4 protein-coding genes and 2 pseudogenes are annotated in these 4,847 nt (G+C 72.4%); 1 reads left to right on the top strand and 5 read right to left on the bottom strand.

What is annotated here, in order from left to right; genetic code table 11:
• Window positions 1–363 (bottom strand): annotated as a pseudogene (locus tag KBX53_RS22490) (ABC transporter permease); the annotation flags it as partial.
• Window positions 333–1,922: an ABC transporter substrate-binding protein gene (locus KBX53_RS22485; RefSeq protein WP_030330533.1), complete on the bottom strand. Its 1,590-nt coding sequence runs from the start codon at window positions 1,920–1,922 to the stop codon at window positions 333–335. The gene KBX53_RS22485 and the pseudogene KBX53_RS22490, both read right to left, overlap by 31 nt.
• Before the next feature lie 208 nt (window positions 1,923–2,130).
• Here KBX53_RS22485 and KBX53_RS22480 point away from each other — a divergent pair, with 208 nt between their 5' ends.
• Entirely contained in the window at window positions 2,131–2,631 is a 501-nt protein-coding gene (locus tag KBX53_RS22480; RefSeq protein WP_030330531.1) for a signal peptidase II, read from the top strand.
• On the opposite strand, the gene KBX53_RS22475 is transcribed toward KBX53_RS22480, so the two are convergent.
• The 3 genes and pseudogenes from KBX53_RS22475 to KBX53_RS22465 all read right to left on the bottom strand — a co-directional run.
• Window positions 2,620–3,222, bottom strand: a complete 603-nt coding sequence (locus tag KBX53_RS22475; RefSeq protein WP_309140830.1) for an LUD domain-containing protein — start codon at window positions 3,220–3,222, stop codon at window positions 2,620–2,622. The genes KBX53_RS22480 and KBX53_RS22475 overlap by 12 nt on opposite strands.
• Complete coding sequence (locus KBX53_RS22470; protein ID WP_210861472.1) at window positions 3,219–4,664, bottom strand: LutB/LldF family L-lactate oxidation iron-sulfur protein; 1,446 nt, start codon at window positions 4,662–4,664, stop codon at window positions 3,219–3,221. The genes KBX53_RS22475 and KBX53_RS22470 overlap by 4 nt, the downstream gene beginning before the upstream one ends.
• A pseudogene (locus KBX53_RS22465) lies at window positions 4,661–4,847 on the bottom strand ((Fe-S)-binding protein); the annotation flags it as partial. The gene KBX53_RS22470 and the pseudogene KBX53_RS22465, both read right to left, overlap by 4 nt.

Raw genomic sequence — 4,847 nt, 5'->3', positions numbered from 1 at the left:
CACCCGCGTCCAGCGGGCCCGGGGGGGGAGCACCGAGGCGACCGGGTCGTGCCGGCTGGTCGACCAGCCCAGGTCGCCCCGCACGAGGTTGCCGATCCAGCGCAGGTACTGCACCGGCACCGGGTCGTCGACGCCCCAGTTCGCGCGCAGCTGGGCCAGGTTCTCCTCGCTGGCGGTGAAGGCCGCCGCGCCCGCGTACTGCTTCGCGGGGTCGACCGGCGAGGCGGCGCCGAGGGCGAACATCCCGACGCTGGTCGCGGCGAGCACCGGCACGGCGACGAGCAGCCGACGCCGGAGCACCGCCCTCGCCCCGGCCAGTCGACCGGAGCGGGTCACGACCGGGTCCAGGTGTCGATGTTCCACCACAGGCTGTTCGCCACCCCGTGCTCGTGCGCCTCGACGCGGGGAGCGACACCGCGCACCGAGGACTTCAGCACGTAGGTGTGCCGCAGGTAGGTGAGGAACAGCCACGGCACGTCGGCGGCCAACTGCTTCTGGAACCGCGCGTACGCGGCCCTGCGAAGATTCGGGTCGATCTGGTCGCGGCCCTGCTGGAGGGCCCGGTCGGTCACCTCGGAGCGGTACGAGCCCGGGTTGAAGTAGCCCTGCCCGGCGAACTGGGAGCTGAACAGCTTGTACGAGACGAAATCCGGGTCGTACGGCGTGCCGTAGCCCATCAGCAGCGCGTCGGATCTCATCCGTGGGTCGATGGCGTCCCAGGTGAGCCCGGCCGGGGTGACCCCGATGCCGATCTTCTTCGCGTCGGCGGTGACGGCGAGCGCCAGGTCCTTGCGCAGCGTGTCGCTGGCCGGGTACATCAGCGTGAACCGGGCCGGCCGGCCGTCCTTGACGCGGATCCCGCCGGGGCCGGGGGTCCAGCCGGCCGCGTCGAGCAGCGCGCCCGCCGCCGTCGGGTCGGCGGTCGGCTTGCCGATGATCGAGGCGTCGGTGAACTCGGAGGTCGGCGGGATCGGGCCGAACGCCGGTTCGCCGGCGCCACCGAGGATTCCGGAGACCATCGCGGCCCGGTCGACGGCCAGGTTGAGCGCCCGGCGGACCGCCGGGTCGGCGAGGACCGGGTTGCCCGTCGGCAGCATCACACCCCGGTAGTCGGCGGTCGGCACCCGCTGCACCCGGTACGCCGCGTCGGCGTCGAAGCCGGAGGCCAGCTTGGGTGGCAGCTCGGCGGCGTCGAACTCGCCGGCGCGCATCCGCTGGGCGCGGACGTTGTCGTCGGCGACGAACGCCACCACCACCCGGTTGTTCTTCGGTCGGCCCGCGAAGTAGCTCTCGTTCGCGGTGAGCACCAGGCGGTCGCCCGGCGTCCACGACTCAACCTTGTACGGCCCGGTCCCGACCGGTTTGCGATTGAACCCGGCGGTGTTGATGTCCTGCCCGCTGAGCAGCCTGGCCGGCACGATGCCGAGAGTGAGCCGTTGCAGGAACGGCGCGTACGGGTAGCGCAGCCGGAACACGACGGTGGCCGCGTCGGGCGCGGTCACCGACTCCACCATGTCCAGGTCGGAGCGGAGCGTGGAGTCCACCCTCGGGTCCAGCACCGCCTGGTACGTGAAGACGACGTCCGGGGCGGTCAGCGTGGTGCCGTCGTGGAATTGCACGCCGTCGCGGAGCTTCGCGGTCACGGTGCGCCCGTCGGGCGACAGCTCCGGCAACGCCGTGGCCAGAGAGGCCACGAGGCGGTTGTCAGCGTCCCGGCTGACGAGGCCGTCGAAGATCAGCGAGGCGCCGTCGACGCCGTAGTTGAGCACCGGGTTCAACGCGTCCGGTTCGTCGGAGGTGGCCACGACCAGCGTGGTCCCGCCCGCTGAGCCGTCGGGCGTGGCCGGGGCCGAACAGCCGGCGAGGACGAGCATTCCCGCCGCCGCGGTCGACGCCGCGAAGCGTCGGACGGTCGGACGCATCCGGGTCACGGAGGGCTCCTGTGGTGTGGGGAGTCGTTGGTCGGGTGGGCGCAACGCCGCAACCGTTGATCATCACGGTGGCACAGTTGCCAGTCTTTGGCAATTACCAAGCTTGTGCGTCATGCTGTTGATCAACGGGGCCGCCGGCGTGCGGGCTCGCGTTCACCGCCGGTGGTGACTGTTGCCACCGACCGGCTAGGGTTCCGGGGTGTTCCGCGTCGTCGTGTTGATCGCTGCCGTGGTGCTCGCCGCGGATCAACTCACCAAGTACTGGGCCGAGTCCGCGCTGTCCGGCGGGCAGACCATCACCGTTCTCGGTGACCTGCTGCAGCTGCGACTCGTCTACAACCCGGGTGCCGCCTTCTCGATCGGCTCCGCGTACACCTGGATCTTCGCGGTGTTCGCGGCGGCGGCGGTGGTCGCGGTGACGGTCGTGGCGCTGCGGGTCACCTCGCGGGCCTGGGCGGTGGCGCTGGGCCTGGTGCTCGGCGGCGCGACGACACACCTGCTGGACCGCCTCTTGCGCGAGCCGGGGTTCGCTCGCGGGCACGTCGTGGACTTCATCGACTACGCCGGGTTCTTCGTCGGCAACGTCGCCGACATCGCCTTGGTGGTCGGCGTGGGCATCGTCATGCTGCTCAACGTGCGCGGCATTCCGCTGCGGGCGCCGGCGAGCGAGGCCCGCGAGCAGGTGTCGTCAGGCTCCTGAGCCGACCAGGACGACCTCCAGCCGGCGCGGGCCGTGCACTCCCTCGACCCGGTTCAGCTCGATGTCGCTGGTGGCGGACGGGCCGGAGATCCAGGTCTGCGGCGCGCGCGGGTTCAGTCGGGTGAGCGCCTCGGGCTGCAGTCCGGCCACCTGGTCGGCGCGAACGACGCAGATGTGCCGGTCGGGCACCAGGGTGAGCGCCCGCCGCCCCTGCGTCGGGCCGGCGTCGAGGATGATGGTGCCCGTGTCGGCGATCGCGACCGCGCAGCCGGTCAGCACCGCGTCCAGGTCGTCGAGTACGGCCGGTGACAGCGCGGGCGCGTCGCGGTGCACCTGCCCGGCGTAACCGGTCAGCCAGTCGGCCGGCAGGTCGGCGGGGACGGCGAGCCGGTCGACCTCGCTGAGCAGCCGGGGTAGGGCGTCGATGCCATGGTGGACCACCGCCCGGTAGTCCTCCAGGCGGTCGACCAGGGTGGCGATCAGGTCGGGGCGGTCGTCGACCCGGCGGTAGCGGCGGGGCACCTGCACCGGCGGCGGGCTGTCGGCCAGGGCCGTCCGCAGCCGCGCCAGGATCTCGTCACGTGCGCTCACTGCTTCCCCCACCATTCCCGGAAGGTCTGCGGCCCGGGCAGCGGCAGGTCGCGCGACCGGGTCCACGCCGACCCGGGCCAGGGCAGTCGGCGCAGCGTACGCGCGCCGGTGCGGCGCATCCGGTACGCCCCGAGCGGCCCCGCACCCGCCCGGGCCAGGCGCAGGGCGGCGGCCCAGCGCCGAGGGCTGCGCATCACCCAGGACAGGACACCCATGGCGGCCCGTTCGGCCGGCGGATGCGGCGCCTGCTGGCGGAGGTGGACCAGGATCTCCGGAATGTTGATCTTCACCGGGCAGACGTCGTAGCAGGCGCCGCAGAGGGTCGACGCGTACGGCAGCGAGGCGTTGTCGGCCACCCCGGTCAGCTGCGGCGACAGGATCGCCCCGATCGGCCCCGGATACACCGAGCCGTACGCGTGCCCGCCGGCCCGCTCGTACACCGGGCAGACGTTGAGGCAGGCGGAGCAACGGATGCAGGACAGCGCCGGCCGCCCCACCGGGTCGGCGAGCACGGCGGAGCGGCCATTGTCGACAAGGACGACGTGCACGTCCTGCGGACCGTCGCCGGGGGTGACACCGGTCCACATCGAGGTGTACGGGTTCATCCGCTCGCCGGTCGAGGACCGGGGCAGCAGTTGCAGGAAGACCTCCAGGTCGGTGAAGGTCGGCAGCAGCTTCTCGACGCCGACGACGCTGATCAACGTCTCGGGGAGGGTGAGGCACATCCGCCCGTTGCCCTCGGACTCCACCACCACGAGGGTGCCGGTGTCCGCCACGGCGAAGTTGGCGCCGGAGACGGCGACCCGGGCCGAGAGGAACCGTCGTCGCAGGTGGGCGCGGGCCGCCTCGGCCAGCTCGGCCGGTTCGTCGCTCAGGTCGGCCGGCACGTCGGGCATGCGACGCTGGAAGATCTCCCGGATCTGCGCCCGGTTGTAGTGGATCGCCGGCACCAGGATGTGTGAGGGGGTGTCCTCGCCGAGCTGCACGATCAACTCGGCGAGGTCGGTCTCGTACGCGGCGATCCCGGCGGCCTCCAGCGCCTCGTTGAGCTCGATCTCCTGGGTCGCCATCGACTTGACCTTCACGACCTCGTCGGCCCCGGCGGCCCGGGTCAACGCGACCACGATCCGGCACGCCTCGGCCGCGTCGCGGGCCCAGTGCACTGTGGCGCCGGCGGCGGTGACGGATGCCTCGAACTGCTCCAGCAGCTCCGGCAACCGACGTTGGACGTCCGCCTTGATCGCGGAGCCGGCGTCGCGCAGCGCCTCCCAGTCGGGTACCTCGTCGACGACCCGGGCGCGCTTGGCGCGGATGGTGCGGGTGGCCCGGTGCAGGTTGGCCCGCAGCTGCGGGTCGGCGACTGCCGGTTTGGCGGCGGTGGGAAAGGGCAGCGGCGTGCGGATCCGTCCGCTCCCGGTGGCGGGTGCGACCGGCTGGCTCATGAGCTGGCCCCGGCGAGAATCTCGGCGTAGTGCATGGCCCGTACGCCCGAGCGGTGGCGGTCGAGGCCGCCGCCGATGTGCGCCAGGCAGGAGTTGTCGGCGGCGGCCAGCACCCGTGCGCCGGTGTCACGGACCCGGGCGCACTTGTCGGTGAGCATCGCTGTGGAGACGTCCGGGTTCTTC

It is taken from the genome of Micromonospora sp. M51 (assembly GCF_018070305.1).
In the GTDB taxonomy this organism is placed as follows: domain Bacteria; phylum Actinomycetota; class Actinomycetes; order Mycobacteriales; family Micromonosporaceae; genus Micromonospora; species Micromonospora parva.
The sequence above is the reverse complement of the archived record's forward strand: the minus strand, read 5'-3'. Positions and strand labels throughout refer to the sequence as shown.